17 protein-coding genes and 1 pseudogene are annotated in these 17909 nt (G+C 67.1%); 15 read left to right on the top strand and 3 right to left on the bottom strand.

Annotated elements, in window-relative coordinates:
• On the bottom strand, positions 1–1425 hold the full coding sequence (locus tag ACM608_RS02155) for an OB-fold domain-containing protein (protein WP_419681456.1): 1425 nt from the start codon (positions 1423–1425) through the stop codon (positions 1–3).
• A 97-nt stretch (positions 1426–1522) separates the two neighbouring features.
• On the opposite strand from ACM608_RS02155, the gene ACM608_RS02160 reads away from it, so the two are divergent.
• From ACM608_RS02160 to ACM608_RS02195, 8 genes are all read left to right on the top strand, one after another.
• On the top strand, positions 1523–2407 hold the full coding sequence (locus tag ACM608_RS02160) for an SDR family oxidoreductase (RefSeq protein WP_419681458.1): 885 nt from the start codon (positions 1523–1525) through the stop codon (positions 2405–2407).
• 5 nt (positions 2408–2412) lie between these two features.
• Positions 2413–3603 (top strand): acyl-CoA dehydrogenase family protein, encoded by a 1191-nt coding sequence (locus ACM608_RS02165; RefSeq protein ID WP_419681460.1) that lies wholly within the window; start codon positions 2413–2415, stop codon positions 3601–3603.
• 94 nt (positions 3604–3697) lie between these two features.
• The gene (locus ACM608_RS02170) at positions 3698–4165 is read left to right on the top strand and encodes a MarR family winged helix-turn-helix transcriptional regulator (protein WP_419681462.1); all 468 of its coding nucleotides are present in this window, start codon (positions 3698–3700) and stop codon (positions 4163–4165) included.
• Positions 4166–4176: 11 nt separating this feature from the next.
• On the top strand, positions 4177–4938 hold the full coding sequence (locus ACM608_RS02175; protein ID WP_419681464.1) for a glucose 1-dehydrogenase: 762 nt from the start codon (positions 4177–4179) through the stop codon (positions 4936–4938).
• Position 4939: 1 nt separating this feature from the next.
• Positions 4940–5365, top strand: coding sequence for a PaaI family thioesterase (locus ACM608_RS02180; protein ID WP_419681465.1), 426 nt, complete (start codon positions 4940–4942; stop codon positions 5363–5365).
• Between the two features lies 1 nt (position 5366).
• Positions 5367–6158: an enoyl-CoA hydratase-related protein gene (locus tag ACM608_RS02185; RefSeq protein WP_419681467.1), complete on the top strand. Its 792-nt coding sequence runs from the start codon at positions 5367–5369 to the stop codon at positions 6156–6158.
• 13 nt (positions 6159–6171) lie between these two features.
• A complete protein-coding gene (locus tag ACM608_RS02190) occupies positions 6172–7407 on the top strand; it encodes an acetyl-CoA hydrolase/transferase family protein (RefSeq protein ID WP_419681469.1) in 1236 nt (411 codons plus the stop codon).
• Between the two features lie 29 nt (positions 7408–7436).
• A complete protein-coding gene (locus ACM608_RS02195) occupies positions 7437–8723 on the top strand; it encodes an enoyl-CoA hydratase-related protein (protein WP_419681470.1) in 1287 nt (428 codons plus the stop codon).
• Here the strand turns inward: ACM608_RS02195 and ACM608_RS02200 are convergent.
• A complete protein-coding gene (locus ACM608_RS02200) occupies positions 8720–9871 on the bottom strand; it encodes an epoxide hydrolase family protein (RefSeq protein WP_419681472.1) in 1152 nt (383 codons plus the stop codon). The two genes, ACM608_RS02195 and ACM608_RS02200, sit on opposite strands and share 4 nt — an antisense overlap.
• Before the next feature lie 128 nt (positions 9872–9999).
• Here ACM608_RS02200 and ACM608_RS02205 point away from each other — a divergent pair.
• The 3 genes and pseudogenes from ACM608_RS02205 to ACM608_RS02215 all read left to right on the top strand — a co-directional run bounded on the left by ACM608_RS02205 (position 10000) and on the right by ACM608_RS02215 (position 13121).
• Positions 10000–11143 (top strand): annotated as a pseudogene (locus tag ACM608_RS02205) (acyl-CoA dehydrogenase family protein).
• Between the two features lie 32 nt (positions 11144–11175).
• On the top strand, positions 11176–11937 hold the full coding sequence (locus tag ACM608_RS02210) for a tyrosine-protein phosphatase (RefSeq protein WP_419681474.1): 762 nt from the start codon (positions 11176–11178) through the stop codon (positions 11935–11937).
• Positions 11938–12005: 68 nt separating this feature from the next.
• Positions 12006–13121 carry an alkane 1-monooxygenase gene (locus ACM608_RS02215; protein ID WP_419681476.1) on the top strand — a complete coding sequence of 372 codons (1116 nt, stop codon included), beginning with the start codon at positions 12006–12008 and terminating at the stop codon, positions 13119–13121.
• A 111-nt stretch (positions 13122–13232) separates the two neighbouring features.
• Here ACM608_RS02215 and ACM608_RS02220 read toward each other — a convergent pair whose 3' ends face one another.
• The gene (locus ACM608_RS02220; RefSeq protein WP_419681478.1) at positions 13233–14672 is read right to left on the bottom strand and encodes an aldehyde dehydrogenase; all 1440 of its coding nucleotides are present in this window, start codon (positions 14670–14672) and stop codon (positions 13233–13235) included.
• 209 nt (positions 14673–14881) lie between these two features.
• On the opposite strand from ACM608_RS02220, the gene ACM608_RS02225 reads away from it, so the two are divergent.
• The 4 genes from ACM608_RS02225 to ACM608_RS02240 all read left to right on the top strand — a co-directional run bounded on the left by ACM608_RS02225 (position 14882) and on the right by ACM608_RS02240 (position 17892).
• Positions 14882–16060 (top strand): phosphotransferase family protein, encoded by a 1179-nt coding sequence (locus ACM608_RS02225; protein WP_419681479.1) that lies wholly within the window; start codon positions 14882–14884, stop codon positions 16058–16060.
• A complete protein-coding gene (locus tag ACM608_RS02230) occupies positions 16057–16506 on the top strand; it encodes a hypothetical protein (RefSeq protein ID WP_419681481.1) in 450 nt (149 codons plus the stop codon). The genes ACM608_RS02225 and ACM608_RS02230 overlap by 4 nt, the downstream gene beginning before the upstream one ends.
• 161 nt (positions 16507–16667) lie before the next feature.
• Complete coding sequence (locus tag ACM608_RS02235) at positions 16668–17477, top strand: SDR family NAD(P)-dependent oxidoreductase (protein WP_419681483.1); 810 nt, start codon at positions 16668–16670, stop codon at positions 17475–17477.
• Positions 17478–17499: 22 nt separating this feature from the next.
• Positions 17500–17892, top strand: a complete 393-nt coding sequence (locus ACM608_RS02240; RefSeq protein ID WP_419681485.1) for an EthD domain-containing protein — start codon at positions 17500–17502, stop codon at positions 17890–17892.
• Positions 17893–17909: the final 17 nt, after the last annotated feature.

A 17909-nucleotide genomic window follows, 5' to 3' on the forward strand; every position in this document is an offset into this window, starting at 1 on the left:
TCAGTTCTCCAGCACCGGACGTGCCGCCGGTGCAGCCTTCCAGAAATAGGTACGGAAGCCGCGCCGCCGGTCGTGCGACTTGATGCGGAAGCGCATCCGCAGCTGGTCGCCGACCCGGAACCCTTCGGCACCCGCGTCGGTCAGCTCCATCAGCACGCGCGCGCCGTTGTCGAACTGGACCAGGCCGAACCAGAAGGGCGGGTCGGGCGTGTAGTTGAGCCGGTCGGCGGTGACCGACTTCAACGTGGCGGTCAGGTCCGCCAGCCGCACGTCCTCCATCGCCTCGGGCCCGCTCGCATCCGGGCGGACGGGGACGCGGCTCTTGGGGAACTGGACGTTGCCGGCGGCATCGCGCCCGCCGACGAACCCCATCGCATCGCGGCCGTGGCGTTCAAGCACGGTCCCTTGCGCCTTCTGCTCGAACTCGGCGCGCATCCCCCAGTCGAGGTCGATCGCGCCAGTCAGCGAAAGAAAGCGGGTGTAATCCTGCGTAACGAGCCCGCCGCGCAGCATCTCGGCCACGTCGGCAGAACCCGCCACTTTGCCGGTGACCTCGAACAGGAGCGCGTCGCATCCCGATCCGAAGCCCGCGACGAGAACGATGTCGCCGGGCTTCGCAGCGGAGAAGGCGAGGCCCGCGGCGAAGAGCGCATGAGCAGCACCAAGGTCGCCGGCGCGGCTTTCAAGGTCGGCGGCGTGGTTGGGGGCGGCGGTGCCGACTGCCCGCGCGAGATCCTTCCACGTCCCGGACAGCGGCTCATGGACCGCGGCATGGGCGATCCGGCCGCCATCGATCCCGGCTGCCGCGCAGGCGGCCCGGATCGTTGGTGCCAGGACGGCGGAGACGGCCGTCTCACGAACGAACCGTTCCTCATAAGCGTAGGGTAAAGGCGACTCGCGGGACGCATAGAGATCGACAAGGTCGTGCGAGAGGCTGGCATGGCCGATCAGCCGCGCCGCGCCCGTATCGCCCACGCGCACCGCGCCGCCGCCATCGCCAAAGCTGCTATGCGCGGCGCTGCCCGGCTTGGCCGGCCGCTTCTCGCCCGCGATCACCACGGTGTCGCCCCCGCCGAGCAGCGCGTCCAAAAGACCGGACACTGCACAGCGCCGCGTCCCCGCAAGGTCGCTGGTGCGGGTGGTTGGCGCTAGGCCGAGCGCCTCGACCGCAAGGGTGGCATGCGACCGCTCGTAGAAGGGGGCGGAGGTGGAGGCGAAGACGAGTCGATCGAAGGGTGCGCCGACGATCTGCCGGCCGGCTTCGACTGCCATGGTCACCGGGTCCTCATCCCACCCGGCAAGCGCGCGATAGCCGCCGCCGCGTCCGCCGAGGCCCGCATAGCGCAGCGCCTTCGATGCCGCCGCCCGCTCGAAACGCAGCAGCGGCAGATAGCCGCCGACTGCCGAGATGAACCTGTCTGTCATCCTCAACCCGTTCTGCTGTCCCGCGCTTGTTGACAGGTGCGAACAAGTTTGTAAACAGGTTGACGACAATGAGCGCTGTGCGCCGCGGGAGAGATGCGTGACCGACGTCTTCAAGGATGATGTGCTGGCCGGCAAGTCGGTTCTGGTGACCGGCGGCGGATCGGGTCTCGGGCGTGAGATCGCCGGTGCGCTGGCCCGCAAGGGGGCGGTGGTCCATATCTGCGGCCGGCGTGAGGCTGTGCTGGCGGAAGCGGCGGCGGCGATGCCCGGCGAAGTCCATGCCCATGTCTGCGACATCCGCGATGCCGAGCAGGTCGACGCGATGATCGACGCGATCTGGAAGGTCGGGCCGCTGACGGGGCTGCTCAACAACGCGGCCGCCAATTTCATCGCGCCTACCAAGGAACTGTCGCCCCGCGGTTTCCGCGCGGTGACCTCCACGGTGATGGACGGCAGCTTCCACGTCACGCTGGCCACCGGCAAGCGCTGGATCGCCGAGGGGCTGCCCGGATCGGTGGTCAGCAACCTGGTCACCTGGGTGTGGACCGGCTCGGCCTATGTCGTGCCGTCCGCCATGGCCAAAACCGCGCTCCATGCGATGACGATGTCGCTGGCGGTCGAATGGGGCCGCTACGGCATCCGCCTCAACGCCACCGCGCCGGGACCCTTCCCGACGGAGAGCGCGTGGGAGAAGCTCAGCCCGATTCCCGACGTGCAGTCGAGCGCGACGCGGCCGGAGACGGTTCCGCTCGGCCGCTATGGCCAGATGAGCGAGTTGGAGAACCTGATCATCTTCCTCTTGTCCGGCGGGTGCGACTACCTGACCGGTCAAACCATCGCGATCGACGGTGGGCAGCATATCGCCGGCCCCGCCACCTTCGCCGACCTCAACCAGATGACCGACGAGCAATGGCGCGCCGCGCGCGAGGCCATCCAGCAATCGACCGCGCGCGACAAGGCGCTGCGTGCGACCAAGGACTGACAGGCATGATCCAACGCACCATCTTCCGCGAAGAACATGAGATGTGGCGCGAAACCGTGCGCCGTTTCGTCGAGAAGGAGATCGTCCCCTTCCACGCGGAGTGGGAAGAGCAGGGCATCGTGCCCCGCGAGCTCTGGCTGAAGGCCGGTGAGGCGGGCCTGCTGTGCTGCACCGTACCCGAGGAGTATGGCGGCCTTGGCCTCGACTATCTGTTCGATGTCGTCGTGTTCGAGGAATTGTGGCGTGTCGGCGCGAGCGGGCCGGGCTTCCTGATCCACACCGATCTGGTCGCGACCTATATCCTGTCCTTCGGGACCGAGGAGCAGAAGCGTCACTGGCTGCCCAAGATGGTCAGCGGCGAGGCGATCGGCTCGCTCGGGATGACGGAGCCCCATGCCGGCAGCGACCTGAAGGCGGTGCGCACCCGCGCGATCCGCGATCCGCAGGCGGCCGCCGGTGACAACGACGCCGACTTCATCGTCAACGGGCAGAAGGTGTTCATCTCCAACGGGCAGATGTGCGACCTCATCGTGCTCGCGACCAAGACGGACAGCGCGGCGGGGGCCAAGGGCGTCACCCTGTTCCTGGTCGATGCGACGACCGAAGGTTTCAAGCGCGGCCGCAACCTCGAAAAGCTCGGCATGAAGGCGCAGGACACGTCCGAGCTGTTCTTCGAGGACATGCGAGTGCCCGCCTCCGCCATGCTGGGCGAGGAGGGTGCCGGCTTCAAGATCATGATGACCAAGCTGTCGCAGGAGCGGCTTGCCCAGGCGATCCGTTCGGCCACGGTGACGGAGACGATCATCGATTGGACGGTGGACTACACCGCCGAGCGCAAGGCGTTCGGTCAGTCGATCGGCGATTTCCAGAACACGCAGTTCGTGCTGGCGGACCTGAAGGCGCGGGCGACGATGGCGCGTGTCTTCACCGACCGCTGCATCGACCTGTTCATGGCAGGCCAGCTCGACTCGGTCGATGCGGCGATGCTGAAGATGGTCACCACCGAGCTGCATTGTGAAGCGGCGGACAAGTGCCTGCAGCTCTTCGGCGGCTGGGGCTATATGTGGGAATATCCGATCTGCCGGGCCTATGCCGACGCGCGCATCGTCAAGATCGCCGGCGGATCGATCGAGATCATGAAGACGATCATCGCGCGGGAGATGTTCAAGGGTAAGCTCGCCAAGGCCGCGGCCTGAGAAGCATGGTGTCGGCGCAAGTCGTTCAGATGTGTATGGTTGTTCTGCGGCGGGCCGCTATGGTGCGGGTCCCCTCGAACTTGCAGGACCCGCCGTGCCCAAGGATTTCGCCACCAGTGTTCGCTTCGGCTTTCTCGTCCACGATGTCTCCCGCCTGCGCCGCATCGTCATCGATCGCGCCCTTAAGCCGGTGGGCATCACGCGTTCGCAATGGTGGGTTCTCTCGTTCCTCGGGCGGCGCGACGGCATGACCCAGACCGCGCTCGCCGCCGACCTCGATCTGACCAAGGTCGCCATCGGCGGCCTGCTGGATCGCATGGAAGGGTCGAAGTTCGTCGAGCGGCGGGCCGATCAGCGCGATGGCCGGATCAAGCGCGTCTACCTGACCAGCGCGGGCGTGAAGTTCCTGGAAAAGATCCGCGCCAATATCGAGGAGGTCGAGACCGAGATCCTCGACGGAATCGATGAGGGGGCGCTGCAGACGACGACCGCCACGATGCGCGAGATCAAGCAGAAGCTGCTGGTGATGGCCGGCGGCGATACCGGTGTTTCGGACGAGTAGGGAGATTTCTGGTGAGGGGATTGCAGGGGAAGGTGGCGATCGTCACCGGTGGCGGCCAGGGGATCGGGCGCGCATTGTCGCTCCGTCTTGCCGAAGAGGGCGCGAAGGTCGCGATCTTCGACCTGAAGCCTGAGGCCGGGGAGGAGACGGCCAAGCTCGCCGGCGAGGGCGCGACGGTCAGCACTTATGCGCTCGACGTCGGCGATCAGGATGCCGTGAAGGACGCGGTCGCGCGGGTCGAGGCCGAGCTGGGTCCGATCTGGGCGCTGGTCAACAATGCCGGCTGGGATCAGCCGATGCCGTTCCTCGCCACCGACAAGGCGCTGTGGGACAAGATCATCCGCATCAACCTCTACGGCCCGCTCAACACCCATCATGCGGTGGCCCCGCTGATGGTCGAGCGTCGCGCCGGTCGCATCATCAACATCGCGTCCGACGCCGCGCGCGTCGGGACCAGCAACGAGGCGGTCTATTCCGCATGCAAGGGCGGGCTGATCAGCTTCACCAAATCGGTCGCGCGTGAGCTTGCTTCCAAGGGCGTGCTGCTGAACGCGGTCTGCCCGGGGCCGACCAATACGCCGATGATGGCAAGCGTGCTGGGCGAGGGCGAGCAGGCGGTGAAGTGGAAGGACGCGATGGTCCGCGGCATCCCGCTGAAGCGCATGGGCGAGCCGGACGACTATGCCGGCATCGTCGCCTTCCTCGCTTCGGACGACGCGAGCTTCATCACCGGCCAGACCTTCTCGGTCGCCGGCGGCATGAACATGATCTGACATGGCGGACGCCGAAGCCCCGCCATTCCCGGGTGACTGGGACTGCACCGAACTGTCCAACACCGGACCGTGGACGATCGGTCAGGTCTGGATCGATCGGACGCAGGGCAAGTACTGCATGATGGTCGGAGAGCAGCACTGCAACGCCTTCGGCATGATGCACGGCGGGGCGATGGCGACCTTCGTCGATGCGCAGGTGGTGGCGGTGCGGCCCTATACGGGCGCGGAAAGCAACCATACGCCGACGGTTACGCTCTCGGTCGACTATCTCGCCGGGGTGCCGGCCGGAAGCTGGCTTCTGCTGACGGTGGAGATTCTCCGCACCACGCGCACGTTGATTTTCACGCAGGGCGTTGCGACCGTCGATGGCAAGGCCGTCGCGCGGACCAGCGCCATCTACCGGAACAACCAAGACAAGGGAGCCTGAGATGGCTGAGCATCAGTTCGAAGACATCATCTACGAAGTCCGCAAGCGCGCGGCCTGGATCATCATCAACCGCCCGAAGCTCTACAACGCGTTCCGCGCGCAGACGATCGAGGAGCTGATCGCCGCATTCAAGCTGGCGGCGGACGATCGTGGCGTTTCCTCGGTGGTGCTGACCGGTGCCGGCGACAAGGCGTTCTGCACAGGCGGCGACCAGTCCGCGCATGAGGGGCAGTATGACGGCCGCGGCATCGTCGGCCTGCCGATCGACGAGTTCCAGTCGATCATCCGCGACATTCCGAAGCCGGTGATCGCCCGCGTGAACGGTTTCGCGATCGGCGGCGGCAACGTCTTTGCGACTCTCTGCGACCTGACCATCGCCGCCGACACGGCGAAGATGGGTCAGGTGGGGCCGAAGGTCGGTTCGGTCGATGCCGGCTGGGGCACCGCGATGCTGGCCCGCCATGTCGGCGACAAGAAGGCGCGTGAGATTTGGTTCCTGAACGAGCAGTACACGGCGCAACAGGCCCTTGAGATGGGCCTGGTCAACAAGGTCGTCCCCGCCGCCGAACTGGACGCTGCGGTCGATGCGTGGACCGACATCCTCGCGGAACGCTCGCCCACCGCGCTCGCGCTCGCCAAGCGTTCGTTCAATGCCGACAGCGACAACATCCGTGGCATCAGCATGCTGTCGCTGAACGCGGTGAAGCTGTTCTACGATACCGAGGAGTCGAAGGAAGGCGTGCGGGCGTTCACCGAGCGTCGCAAGCCGGACTTCCACAAATACGTGAAGTAACGGCGCGACCGCCGTGCCGCGCGCGATCGCACCCGATCAGCTGGCGGAGGTGCTTCCGCCGGGCGGCCTGACCCTCGTGTCGGGCTGCTCGGCGGACTCCACCGTGCTCCTCGACGCTGTGGAGGCGGCGGGCGAGGCGCTGGGCGCGATGACCTTCTCCGGCATCTTCGTCGGTGGCCTGAACCGGCGCACCTGGCGCGCCGGTCTCGACAGCCGGGTGCTGTCCTTCTTCCTGACGCCGGAACTCCGCGCCGAGCGGGAGCGGGTCGAATTCCTGCCGCTCTGCTATGAGGACCTGATCGCAGAGCTGCGGCGGCGCAGGCCGGCTGCGATGCTGTTGATGTGCGCGCCGCCGGACGCATCGGGCATGTGCAGCTTCGGCACGGAGGTCGGTGTTCTCGCCGATTTCTGGCGCGAGGTCCCGGTCCGCATCGCCCATATCAACCCTTTGATGCCGCGCACGGCGGGCGATTCCGGCATCCCCTATGATGCGCTCACGGCGGTGATCGATCACGCGCAGCCGCTCGCCGCGATGGAGTCCGGCCGCGACGATCCGGTGGCGGATGCGATCGCCGGCCATATCGCGCCGCTGGTGCCGAACGGGGCGACCCTGCAGACGGGCCTCGGCAAGGTTCCCGACGCCGCGATGCGGGCGCTGACCGGCCACCGCGACTTGCGCGCCCATACCGGCCTGTTAGGGGAGGGGCTGCTCGACCTCGTCCATTCGCCGGCAATGGCGGACGGGCCGAGCGCCGTCGTCGGCGTGGCGATCGGGGACGAAGCGTTCTACGGCCGGCTGGATCACCCCCGGCTGGACTTCCGCCCCGCCTCGGTGACGCACGATCCCGACGTTCTCCGCGCCATTCCCGACTTCATCACGATCAACTCCGCGCTTGAGGTCGACCTGTTCGGCCAGGTCTACTCCGAACTCACGCCCAAGGGCCTGATGTCCGGCCCCGGCGGTGCTTCCGACTACGCCCGGGGGGCGCGGGGACATGGCGTTCGCATCATCGCGCTGCCCGCCAGTGCCGCGCGCGGGGCGGTCAGTCGTATCGTGCCAGCGGGCACCCCGGCTGGCCCGGTCTCGCTCGGCCGCATGGATGTGGACGTGATCGTGACCGAACATGGCGCGGCCGATCTGCGCGGCCTCGGCCATGACGCGCGCGCTCAAGCGCTGATTGCAATCGCCGCGCCCGATCACCGCGACAGCCTTGCCGATGGCTGGGACGCCTTCGCCCGCCGCCTCTGAGCGGCCACACTCCAGCACGGATCGCCTCTATGATCGACCTACCCGCACTCACCCAGTTCCGCGTCGAGCCGCAGGATAATGGCCTCGTCCATTTCGTCTTCGACTGTCCCGGGCGCACGATGAACGTATTTTCGGAGGCGGCGATCGAGGATCTCGGCCGCTTCGCCGAATGGCTGGCGGATGCGCCAGTGAAGGGTGCGCTGATCCGCTCGGGCAAGGACAACGCGTTCTGCGCGGGGGCCGATCTGACCGAGCTCGGCGTCGCTTACGACATGATCGTCGCCGCGCCGGAGCGGAAGCGCTTCAACTTGGCCTTCGACCATTTCTTCCGCCTGAGCCTCGCCTGCCGCGCGCTGGAGACGGCGGGCAAGCCCGTCGCCGTCGCGGTCGCGGGTCTGGCATTGGGCGGAGGCTGCGAACTGACGCTTGCCGCGCATCACCGTGTGCTTGTGGACGATCCGAAGGTGGCGATGGGCCTGCCGGAGTCGCTGGTCGGGCTCCTGCCCGGTGCCGGCGGGACGCAGCGTCTGCCGCGTCTGATCGGCATCGAGGCGGCCTTGCCGATCCTGCTGGAGGGCGCGAGGCTGAGCGGGCAGGCGGCGGTCGATGCGGGGCTGGCCCACGCGCTCGCCGCGCCGGGCGAGGAAATCGCCCGCGCCGAGGCGTGGCTGCTCTCCGCGCCCGAGGCCAAGCAGCCCTGGGATCGCGACGGGTGGATCGCACCGGCCGGCGGGGATGTGGCCGCGACGATCGGGCCGGTTCGCGAGCGCATTCTGGCCGAAACGCTGGGCCATTATCCCGCGCCGCTCGCCATTCTCGACTGCCTTGAGTTCGGTCTGCCGCAGGTCTTCGACGGCGCGATCCGCACCGAGATGTCGATCTTCGCGCACCTCATCCAGCGGGAGGAGGCGAGGAACATGATCCAGACGCTCTTCCTTGGTCGCACCGATCACGACCGTCTCGCTCGTAAGGACGCGCTGCCGTCTGTCGTTCGGGAGGCGGTCGATGCGGTGAACCGCGCGCTCAGCGACGTGGCCGACGCTGCGGCGCTCCGCCATGCAGGTTTCTCGCTGCCCGCCGGCGAGAAGGTCGCGCCGGTTCGCCAGCGCGCCGGGCGCGGCTACTGGATCGAAGGCGCGGACGCTGTCGCACCGGAGGCGAAGCGCCACATCGACAGCATCAGCGCGGCCGTCGCCCCGCTGGCTGCGGACCGCTCACCCGAGGAGCTGCGGATCGCGGATTATGCGATCGTGCAGGCCACCGGCTATCCCGCCTATCTCGGCGGACCCTTCGCCTATCTTCGCCGGGGCGGTTAGCGGATCGAGCGGAAGCAGGTCCTGAGCTCGTCCACGAACAGGGCCGGCTGCTCGAACGCCGCGAAATGCCCACCGCGGTCGACTTCGTTCCAGTGGATCAGGTTATGGATGCTGCGCTCCGCCCAGCTGCGCGGGGCGCGGTAGATGTCGTGGGGGAACACGCTGCATCCGGTCGGCACATCGAGTTCGACCGCGCCGAAGCCGCCCTTGAAGCTTTCCCAATATAGCCGCGCCGAAGAAGCGCCTTTGTTGGGCAGCCAGTAGAGCATGATGTTGTCGAGCATCTCGTCCATCCCGAGCGCGTCGGTGGGGCTGCCCTGATTGTCGGTCCAAGACCAGAATTTCTCGTAGATCCACGCCGCCTGTCCGACGGGCGAGTCGGCCAGGCCGTAGCCGAGCGTCTGCGGACGGGTGGATTGCTGGATCGCGTAGCCGTTGTCGACGCGGGCATAGTCTTCCATGTCCGACAGCATCCGCGCCTCGCCTTCGCTGAGCGATCCGCTCACATCGGCCGGCATGACAAGCGGCATGTTGACGTGGATCGCCGCCAGCTCCTTCGGCCACAGGCGACCCAGCATGGTAGTTATCGCCGCGCCCCAGTCCCCGCCCTGCGCGACATAGCGTGAGTAGCCGAGGCGCGGCATCAGCGCGGCCCAGGCGGCGGCGATGCGCTGCACCGACCAGCCGGTCGATCGCGGCGTGTCGGAGAAGCCGTAGCCGGGCAGCGAAGGCACCACGACATGGAAGGCGTCCGCCGGATCGCCGCCATGCGCCGCCGGATCGGTCAACGGGCCGATCACCTTGCTGAATTCGATCACTGATCCCGGCCAGCCATGCGTCAGGATGATCGGCAGGGCATTCGCTTCGGGCGAGCGGACGTGCAGGAAGTGGATGCCGACACCGTCGATCTCGGTGCGATACTGTCCGAAGCCGTTCAACATCCGCTCGCATCGCCGCCAGTCATAGCGGGTGCGCCAGTGCTCCACGAGCGCGCGGACCGCTTCGAGCGGCGCGCCCTGGCTCCAGTTATCCACCGACTCCCTGTCGGGCCAGCGGACCGCCTCGAGGCGGCGGCCAAGGTCGGCGAGCTCCGCCTCGGGGATGTCGAGGGTGAAGGGCTCGATGGCCGCGCTTTCCGAACCCGTCATTGCGCTCTCCTGCTGTTATCGAGGCGAGCATAACCTGACCGGATGGTGCGGACCACCGATATCACCGCAGAAGCGGTGGACGCGAGTTGGTAAACTGACTTATGATCCAGAAAAGGCAGGAGAGGGTGATGTTGGACGTAACAGGACGCACGATCTACAACGAGGATCACGCCCAATTCCGCGAGACGGTGCGCCGCTTCCTCGCCGCCGAATTCACGCCCAAGCTGGAAGAGTTCGAGGCGGAGGGCAAGGTCAGCCGCGACCTCTGGCGCGCGGCGGGTGAGGCCGGGCTGCTCTGCCCCGGCGTACCCGAACGCTTCGGCGGGCCGGGCCTCGACTTCTCGTTCAACGCGGTCATCAATGAGGAATTCGGCTATGCGATGATGTCGGACTGCCTGACGCTGCAGACCGACGTCAGCATGCCGTACATCCTCCATTACGGGACGGATGAGCAGCGCGACAGGTGGTTGCCCGGCATGGTGTCGGGGGAGATCGTGAGCGCCATCGCCATGACCGAGCCGGGGGCGGGGTCCGATCTCCAGGGCGTCCGCACCACCGCCCGGCGGGAAGGCGACGAATACGTCATCGAACGGATCGAAGACCTACATCACCAATGGCCAGAACGCCGATGTGATCATCGCCGTCTGCAAGACCGACCCCTCAGCCGGTGCCAAGGGCACGTCGCTCATCCTGATCGAGGCTGATCGGGCGGGCTTCAGCCGCGGTCGGAACCTCGACAAGGTCGGCCAGTGGTCGGCGGACACGTCGGAGCTGTTCTTCGACGGCGTGCGCGTGCCTGTGAGCAACCGGCTCGGCGACGAGAATCGCGGCTTCGTCTATCTCGTCAGCGAGCTTGTGCAGGAGCGTCTGTCGATCGCCTTGACCTCGCAAGCGGCGGCGCAGCGCGCCTATGACGAGGCGGTCCGCTTCGTGCGTGACCGCAAGGCGTTCGGGCGCACCGTCATCGAGTTCCAGAACACCCGCTTCACGCTGGCGGACCTCGCCTCGCGGCTGCAGGTCGGCTGGGCGCATCTCGATTGGGCGATCGCCCGCCATGTCGCCGGCGCGCTGACGGTGGACGAGGCGGCGAAGGCCAAGCTCTGGCATACCGAGACGCAATGGCTGGTCTGCGATGCGGCAATGCAGCTGCACGGCGGCGCCGGCTATATGAACGAATACCCGATCGCCCGAATCTGGCGCGACGCCCGCGTGCGACGGATCTATGGCGGGTCTTCGGAGATCATGAAGGAACTGATCGGGCGCAGCCTCTAGCGCTCCGCCTCCTTCACCACGACGGAGCAAAGATGACCATGTCCCTCGCAACCGCGCCGAACTTCCGCGACTTCGGCGGCCATGTCACGCGCTCCGGTGCGACCGTGCGAAGCGGCCTCATCTACCGGTCGGAGGCTCTGCTGGAGCCGACCGAAGAGGATGCGCGCGTGCTTGCCGATAAAGGCATCGCGCTCGTCTGCGACCTGCGGAGCGAGCAGGAGCGGGATCATGCGCCCAATGCCTGGTTCCGGGCGCGGGGGATCGAGCATCTCGAACTCGACATCTTGCAGCGGATCAAGCGGGAGGGCGGACCCTGGGCGGTCCTCGCGGCCCAGCCCGATGCCGCCGGTGCGACCGCGGCGATGCAGACCGTCTACGCCGGCATGCCGGACGCGGGCGGCGATTTCCTGGTGACGATCTTCGACCGGATCGCCGCAGGGCGGCTGCCGCTCCTCATCCACTGCACGGCGGGCAAGGATCGGACCGGGTTCGTCTCGGCGATCATCCTTGCCGCTCTTGGTGTCGCTGAGGAGGACATCTTCGCCGACTATCTGCTCAGCGCCGGGCGACGCACGGCGCGTGCGCGGGAGGCAACACGCGTCATGCTGCAATCCCGAGTCGAGGCGGTGCTGGATGAGGCGACCTTGGACACGCTGATGGGCGTGGAGCCCGATTATCTTCGGACCAGCTTCGACACGATTCGCGCGCGCTACGGCGGTGTCGAGCCCTACCTCGCCGAACATGGCCTCTCCTCGGACACGCTTTCCGCCGTGAAGGAGCGCCTGCTCGCCTGACATCCGCTTGAGCCGCTTGCATTCTCTCGAAAACGCGTATAGACAATACGCAAGAATGGAGAGGTGCGATGGATCGCTTGCGGTACTATTTTCCGGTGCTCGTCCAGCTTTGCGCTTACGCAAGCTTCTGGGCGGGCGGTATGTGGGTCTGGTTCGGCATCGCGACGCTGCCCGGAATCGGCCTGATCGACTCGCTTTTGCCCGACGACATGAAGCCGCGCCGCATGAAGGAGGGCCTGCTCTCCGACCTGCCGGTGTGGATCGCCACGCTGCTCGCCCCCGGCCTCTACGTGATGGCGGCGCTCTGGGTCGCTCGGACGCCCGACATCGCGCCGATCGAATATGTCGGTGCGGTCCTGTCGCTCGGCTGGATGAGCGTCATTCCGCTCGTGCCGTCCAGCCACGAACTCTACCACGCCCGTGGCAAGCTCCGCCGCTTCGTCGGCCGCTATGCGCAGGTCTGCTATCTCGATTGCACGCGTGAGATCGCGCATGTCGTCGGCCATCACATCAACGTCGCGACTGACAAGGATGCGGACACCGCGCCGCGCGGGACCTCGCTCTACCCGTTCACCGCGCGCGCCGTGTGGCTGAGCACGATCGAGGCGAATCAGACGGAGGCGGACGCGCTGGAGAAGCAGGGTTATGCCCGCTTCGGCATCCGTCATCGCATCTGGAAGGCGGTCCTAGCCCAGGTGATCATGCAGGGGATCATCTTCGCGATCGGCGGCTGGCGCGCCAATGTCGTGGCGCTGCTCGGCATGGTGCTCGCCCGCTTCTGGATCGAATCGTTCAACTACTTCCAGCATTACGGCCTGATCCGCGTGCATGGCGGCACCATTTCCCGCCGCCACGTCTGGAACCACCTGAAGCCGCTGTCGCGGATCATGGGGTACGAGATCACCAATCACGCCGATCACCACACGGACAGCTTCGCCAAGTTCCACCAGTTGGTGCCCGATCGCCAGTGGATTCGGATGCCGAGCGTGTATCTCTGCTTCTTCGCCGCCCTGATCCCGCCCGTCTGGCACAACCTGATCATCAAGCCGGCGCTCAAGCGCTGGGACAATGAACTGGCGACGCCGGAGGAGCGGGCGCTCGCACGCGAGCAGAACCGCAAGGCCGGCTGGCCCGACTGGTTCGACGAGGCACCGGCGCGCGGCGGGTTCGCCCACGCCGCCTGAGTTCCCGAGAGGGGGGTAAGGGAAGGCCGCGGGAACGATGTTCCCGCGGCCTTTTTCTTTGTGCCGGCAAGAGGGGAAAAGCGGAGGCGCAGAACGCCTCCGCCCTCTGGTTTACGCCATCACGTAGATCGACTTGAACTGCTGATAAGCGCCCAGCGCCTCCGGCCCGAACTCGCGGCCCATGCCGCTCGTCTTGATGCCGCCGAAGGGGGAGCCGAGCGACGGCATATAGCCGTTGATGCCGATCGTTCCGGTCTGCACCTGCCGCGCCACGCCGATCGCGCGCTCGGCGTCCTGGCTCCACACCGATCCGCCCAGGCCGAAGTCGCTGGCATTGGCGATCCGGATCGCGTCGGCATCGTCGGTATAGGGGATGACGGAGAGAACGGGTCCGAAGATTTCCTCGCGCGCGATCGTCGCATCATTGTCGACGTCGGCAAACAAGGTGGGCTCGACGAAGAAGCCGTGGTTCATGCCCGACGGCCGCCCGCCGCCGGCAACCAGCCGCGCCTCGTTCCGCCCCTTCGCGATATAGCCCTCCACGCGATCGCGGTGCGCGGAGGACGCCATCGGCCCGACATGGGTTGCGGGGTCGAGCGCATCGCCGACATTGAGCGACGACATCATCGCCGCCATCGCATCCACCACCTCGCCATAGCGGCTCTTCGGCGCGAGAACGCGCGTGCCGTTATAGCAGGCCTGGCCGTTGTTGAGCAGCGACGCGGTCGGTAGTCCCTGAAGGAAGGCGTCGAGATCGGCGTCCTCCAGCACGATCGAGGCCGACTTGCCGCCGAGTTCGAGCGTCACCGGGCGCAGCAGCTCGCCGCAGACCGCCGCGATCTTGCGCCCCGCGCCCGTGGAGCCGGTGAACGCCACCTTGTCCACGTCGGGATGGGAGACGAGATAGGCGCCGACATCGCGATCGGCCGCCACCCAGTTCAGCACGCCGGCCGGCACTCCGGCCTCCAGCGCCGCCTCGGCAAGGATGTAGCTGTCGAGCACCGTGCCCGGCGAAGGCTTGATCACCAGCGTGCATCCGGCCGCCATGGCCGGCGCGATCTTGCTCATCGCCAGCGTCACGGGGAAGTTCCAAGGCACCACCGCCGCGACGACGCCGAGCGGCGTGCGATCGACCAGTGTCTCCTTGCCCATCTGCGACGGACGAACGTCGGGTGTGCCGAGCGTCTCGGCAAGACCGGCATAATAGTCGAGCACGCCCAGCGGGAATTGAGCCTCAAGCAGGCCGCTCAGCGAGATCGGCATGCCGTTCTGGATGCTGACCGCGCGCGCGATGTCATCGCCCCGCGCGGCGAGCGCGCCGATGAAGCGGCGCATCACGCCGGCGCGATCGGCCGGCGTCATGCGCGACCACTCGCCGGTCTCGAACGCGGCGCGCGCGGCGGCGACGGCCCGGTCGACATCCGCCTCGGCCGCCTCCGGCACGGTCGCGATCACCTCGCCGGTCGAAGCGCCGATCACCTCGAAGGTCCGGGACGTCGATGGGGAGACCCATTCGTTGCCGATGAAAAAGGCGTTGCGATCCAGGGTCACGATCTTCTCCTTGGGTTCAGTTTGATTGTACTGCTTTTCGCGGGACGTGCGTATCCACCGGCCGCGTAGCGGGATTACTGCGGCGTCACTCTGTCACCCCCGGCCTATTCCGCCAAGTGAGATTGTGAACCGGTTGACTTTTCGTGGGCCCGGCCTAGCCTTTCCGCCGCCAGGTACGCGAAGTCCGGCATGAGATGGAGGGGACTAACGTGACCGCCTGGCCGACACCCGCGCCGCGCGACGGGCGCACTTCCGCGACGATGACCGATATGGAGCCGGTGCTCGCCGGGCTCATCGCCCGCCGCGCCCATATCCGCACGCTGGGGTCCTATTCCGCGCGCAACACCGATGATGTCGCGGTGGCGCTCACCCGTTTCTTCGCCCGCGAACAGCCGGGCGCGACCGTGTCCGACACGCGGCGGATGGGTGGCGGCGCATCGAAGGAGCAGTTCGTCTTCACGCTGACGACCGGGGACGGCGAGGCCACACGCCATGTGCTGCGCATGGACCCGCTGGGATCGATCACCGAGACCGACCGGCTCCGCGAGTACGAGGTGCTTCACGCCGTCCAGGGCATCGTGCCGGCCCCGCTCCCGGTCTGGATCGATCCCGACGGGAGCGACTTCGGCCAGCCCGCGGTGATCATGACCTTCGTCCCCGGCACCACCAAGCCCAGCGACGCCGCGCTGCGCGTCAGTGGCCTCGGCACGCGGCTCGGCCCCCGGTTGCGCGACCTGTTGAAACAGCAGTTCCTCGACAACCTCGTCGCGCTCCATGCCCTCGACTGGAAGACGGCTCAGCTGCCGAGCTACGCGGTGCCGGATGCCGATCCCAAGCAGGCGGCGCGCTGGTCGCTCAACTTCTGGCGCGCGCTCTGGCAGGTCGATCTGGTCGAGGAGCGGCCGATCGCAGCCCTCGCCGAACGCTGGCTGGAAGACAATCTGCCCGATGCGCGGGAGCTGGTGCTGACCCACGGCGACTACCGCACCGGCAACTACCTGTTTGACGAGGAGAGCGGGAGGATCATCGCCGTTCTCGACTGGGAGCTGGCGCGGATCGGCGATTATCACGAGGATCTCGCCTGGGTGCTGCATACGCTGTTCGGTCATACCGAGGACGGCGTCTTCCGGGCGAGCGACCTGTATGAGCGCGACGCGTTCATCGCCGCCTATTCCGCCGCCACGGGCCGTGTGGTCGACCCGGTCACGCTCCACTTCTACGCCGTGTTCTGCACCTACAAGACCTACGTCATCGTCGCGGCGAACGGTCTGGCCTGCGCCCGCGCGCAGCAGAACCATCAGGATGTGCTGCTGACCTTCCTCGCCGCGGCGGGGCCGGCGCTGGCGGACAGCCTGTGCGACCATGTCGAGGAAGGAGCCCGCACATGATCCCGTCGATTGATGATCGTCTGGCGAGCGTTGCCCGCGCGCTGAGCGACGTGGTGCTTCCGGCGTTGCCGCCCGAGGCGGGGCTGGCGGCGGAGCAGGTCCAGCTGGCGATCGGCCACCTCCAGATCATCCGCAGCCAGATCGACGCCGCCCCTGCCTTCGAGGCGGAGGAACTGGCGGACACGATCGAACTGACCCGCACGTTGCTGTCGCTGGTCGATGATCAGCCACTGAGCGCGGCGCTGTTGAAGGCGGATGCCGCCACCACACCCGGCGACATCCGTCAGGCGCGCGCCGCGCTCAACCGGGAGATCGCGCGCGTACTGCTGGCCGAAGGCGGACGCGATGAGGTGCGCAGCGCCGTGATCGACGCCGAGCGCGCGCGTTCGCGGAAGGACCGCGAGTGGTTCAAGCCGTTCGGGTTCGATCCCGATCGGAGCGGTTGAACCAATTGGTCAGTCGAATTACGCCTCGGCTCGCCTCGATGTCTGCCGATCGGCGGTGGCGACAGGCGGACGGCTTTGCAGCTTGACCATTTGGACGAGTACCCGCATCCTAGCCGAAAGAGCGCTGAAAGCGTCGTTTCTGACAAGACGGAGGGGTTGGCATGAGCAGGCTCGCGAATAAGATTGCGATCGTCACCGGTGGCGCGTCCGGCATCGGTCGCGCCTGCGCGATGCGGATGGCGGCGGACGGCGCGATCATCACCATCGCCGACATCAATGACGAGGGTGCGGAGACGGTCGCCGACGAGATCCGGCAGGCCGGCGGGCAGGCGCATACCGTCCGCTGCGACATCACCGAAGAGGACAGCATTCGCGCCGCCATCCAGTCCGTCGCGAGCAAGCATGGCCGGCTCGACATCCTCCACAACAACGCCGCCTACACCCCGCTGGCGGTTCTGGAGGAGGATGTGGACATCCTCACCATCTCGACCGAAAGCTGGGACAAGGTGATGCAGGGCACGCTGCGCGGCACCATGCTCGGCTGCCGCTACGGCGTGCTCGAGATGCTGAAGAACGGCGGCGGCAGCATCATCAACACCTCGTCGATGTACGGCGTCGGTGCGTTCAACCGCCAGCCGGCCTATGGCGTGTCCAAGGCGGCGATCAACATGCTGACCGAGTACGTCGCCACGGCGTTCGGCAAGCAGGGCATCCGCTGCAATGCGGTGGCGCCGTCGATGATCAGCACGCCGCTGCTGCGTGGCTTCATCCCCGAGCCGCTGGTCAAGCTCAACGAGGACGCCACGCTCACGCCCTTCCTGGGCGAGCCGGAGGACATCGCCGCGATCGTCGCGTTCCTCGCATCCGACGATGCTCGCTACCTCACCGGCCAGGTGATCCGCGCCGATGGCGGCACGACCGCGCATCTGCCCACCTATTCCGACGCCCGCCGCTTCTTCGGCGAAGCCTGATCCGAACCGAGGGAGTACAGCCATGATCAAGATGGTGGTCGAGGTCTGGAAGAAGGAAGGCATGACCGACGATGCCTTCGCCAAGCGCTGGCTGGTCGAGCATGGCGCGCTGGTCCGGAAGCACGCCCGCGCTATGGGCTTCGTCCGCTACATCCAGAGCCACAAGCGCCCTTCGCCCGAGATCGACGCCTTTGCCGAGGGCCGGGGCTGGAAGCGGCCGCCCGATGGCCTGACCGAGGTCTGGTGGGAAAGCGAGGCCGCGATGCAGGCGGCCATGTCCTCGCCCGAGGGCCAGGAGGCGAGCGCCATCCTCGCCGCCGACGAGAACCAGTTCATCGAGCCGAGCAAGATCAGCGCGTTCCTGGCGGTCGAGGAGGTGATCTTCGACTTCACCACCGCCGGCCAGGCCGCCTGACCCGATAGGAGAAACCA

The sequence above is a fragment of the Sphingomonas sp. ID0503 genome (assembly GCF_048565625.1).
Classification (GTDB): Bacteria; Pseudomonadota; Alphaproteobacteria; order Sphingomonadales; family Sphingomonadaceae; genus JBLZUR01.

Excerpts from the sequence above, each read along its gene's own strand:
- ACM608_RS02155 (WP_419681456.1), bottom strand. The coding sequence starts at position 1,425 with ATGACAGACAGGTTCATCTCGGCAGTCGGCGGCTATCTGCCGCTGCTG.
- ACM608_RS02165 (WP_419681460.1), top strand. The coding sequence starts at position 2,413 with ATGATCCAACGCACCATCTTCCGCGAAGAACATGAGATGTGGCGCGAA.
- ACM608_RS02180 (WP_419681465.1), top strand. The coding sequence starts at position 4,940 with ATGGCGGACGCCGAAGCCCCGCCATTCCCGGGTGACTGGGACTGCACC.
- ACM608_RS02185 (WP_419681467.1), top strand. The coding sequence starts at position 5,367 with ATGGCTGAGCATCAGTTCGAAGACATCATCTACGAAGTCCGCAAGCGC.
- ACM608_RS02195 (WP_419681470.1), top strand. The coding sequence starts at position 7,437 with ATGATCGACCTACCCGCACTCACCCAGTTCCGCGTCGAGCCGCAGGAT.
- ACM608_RS02200 (WP_419681472.1), bottom strand. The coding sequence starts at position 9,871 with ATGACGGGTTCGGAAAGCGCGGCCATCGAGCCCTTCACCCTCGACATC.
- ACM608_RS02210 (WP_419681474.1), top strand. The coding sequence starts at position 11,176 with ATGACCATGTCCCTCGCAACCGCGCCGAACTTCCGCGACTTCGGCGGC.
- ACM608_RS02215 (WP_419681476.1), top strand. The coding sequence starts at position 12,006 with ATGGATCGCTTGCGGTACTATTTTCCGGTGCTCGTCCAGCTTTGCGCT.
- ACM608_RS02230 (WP_419681481.1), top strand. The coding sequence starts at position 16,057 with ATGATCCCGTCGATTGATGATCGTCTGGCGAGCGTTGCCCGCGCGCTG.
- ACM608_RS02235 (WP_419681483.1), top strand. The coding sequence starts at position 16,668 with ATGAGCAGGCTCGCGAATAAGATTGCGATCGTCACCGGTGGCGCGTCC.
- ACM608_RS02240 (WP_419681485.1), top strand. The coding sequence starts at position 17,500 with ATGATCAAGATGGTGGTCGAGGTCTGGAAGAAGGAAGGCATGACCGAC.